This is a genomic window from Xanthomonas sp. SHU 199 (genome assembly GCF_000364665.1).
GTDB lineage: Bacteria > Pseudomonadota > Gammaproteobacteria > Xanthomonadales > Xanthomonadaceae > Xanthomonas_A > Xanthomonas_A sontii.
Genome location: NZ_AQOI01000565.1, coordinates 1 through 517 on the forward strand (window position 1 = coordinate 1; position 517 = coordinate 517).

A 517-nucleotide genomic window follows, 5' to 3' on the forward strand; every position below is an offset into this window, starting at 1 on the left:
GACGTTGGTAAGCTGCCAGTTGGCGTCGTAGCAGTAGTACTGATCCCGACCGGGCGCCACGACATGGGTCAGGTTGTCGAGGACGTCGTAGCTGTAGCTTGCGGGTGTGGAACCGAACATCGCCGACTTGGTGGAAATCAGGCGATCCAACCCGTCGTAGGTCATGTCACGATTGCCGCGTCCACCACGACCGGTAGCGCCGTCACTGATCGCGGCAACGTTGCCGTTGGCGTCGTAGTCGTAGCCGTCGCTGAGGAAAGCGGTGTCGCCGTAGGCGTCACGGCTGGTATCCGGCAACTGGCGCGCGTTCTGCGTCATGGTATGGACGATGCCGTTGCCGTAGCTGAACTGCTTGATCGCCCCGTTCGGGTAGTAGCTCACGCCCGTGGCGTAGCTGCCCGCCTGGGTGGGTTGTCCCAATGCATTGGGCGCGTAGTCCACCGTCTGTCCCGACGGATAGCGATGCGCGGTGAGGTGGCCATTGGCATCGTAGGCGTAGCCCAGCGCCCAGGTCTCG

1 protein-coding gene is annotated in these 517 nt (G+C 63.1%); it reads right to left on the reverse strand.

Annotated elements, in window-relative coordinates:
* Positions 1-517: RHS repeat domain-containing protein (locus D183_RS25040; RefSeq protein ID WP_039728242.1), on the reverse strand; the 517-nt coding region annotated here is incomplete at both ends.